General features: G+C 49.0%; 1 protein-coding gene. It reads right to left on the bottom strand.

The features are described 5' to 3' along the window. Positions 1–105 precede the first annotated feature (105 nt). A partial coding sequence (locus tag ACTHUR_RS11685) for an oligosaccharide flippase family protein (protein ID WP_440398681.1) occupies positions 106–1,099 on the bottom strand: 994 nt, incomplete at its 5' end.

The raw sequence follows: 1,099 nt of genomic DNA, 5'->3' as shown, positions 1-1,099 counted from the left end.
CATATAAGCTGTAAACATAATGTATAGGATGTAAGTGTATAAATTTAGACGTTTTATTTTCATAGTCGTTCTGTTGTTATCGTAGAGACCTGAATCTCAGGTTGGCTATCTTGCCGAACGGTTTAATTTGGCTTTGATTTTTTCGGTCGCGGCAAATAGTGCGTGTTTGTATTTTAGGAACAGGAAACCTAGCCCGACTGCCCATGCCAGCGCAAACCAGATGTAGTTGTCGCGCGTACCCAGCCAAGTATAGGCAAGGCAGATCATCAGGCAGAGCGTTGAGTTTGTATAAATCTTCAGGCGCGGCAAAGGCTGCCACAGGCGTGAAGAGAATTCGGTTTTAAAGATGAAAAACAGCCAAAAAGCCGTTGCGCTGGCCATAGCCGCACCTTTTGCACCGAATTTCGGTACCAGCAGATAGAGCAGGGCGGTATTGGCGATAAAGGCAACGATGTTGATGACGGTAATCAGCCAAGTTGAGCGGACAACGTTCAAACCGATGCCGCTGACTTCGGTCAGCGTGTAAAACAGGGGGAAGAGCATACACGAGAGCAGGATAAATTGAACCTGCGTGTATTTTTCCGGCAGTATCCAGGTCACCATCGGCGAGAAAATCCCAATGAGGCAAATCATTGCGCTGATGAGGACGGTCATGGAAAGCGTGATGTCGCCGATTTTATCCAGATTGGTTTTTTCTTCTACCCATTTGAACACCAAAGGCGCCCAAATAGTGGAAAACACACTTTGGAAAATCAAGGCGACGGCACCAAAGCTGACTGCCATCGAATAGATGCCCAATTCGTCCAAACCCGAGATGTCTTTGAGGACAAAGCGGTCAATCGAAGTCAGGCCCCAATAGGCCAAGTTGCCGAATGCCAGCGGCAGGCCGTAGCGCAGGCCGTCCCGATGCAGCTCGGGCGACCATTTCGCATGGGAAACGGCTTGCAGGTCTTGGCGCAGCTGATATATCAACAGTACAACGGTCAGCACTTGGGCTGCGGTGTAGGTAAAAACCAGCGAAGTAGTATTGGTAGGTAAGCCGGAAGCAATCACGGCAAAAACCAACACCAAAATCAAGAATTTCGGCGCAAGCTGGCTG

It is taken from the genome of Neisseria sp. P0021.S007 (assembly GCF_051956855.1).
The sequence above is the reverse complement of the archived record's forward strand: the minus strand, read 5'-3'. Positions and strand labels throughout refer to the sequence as shown.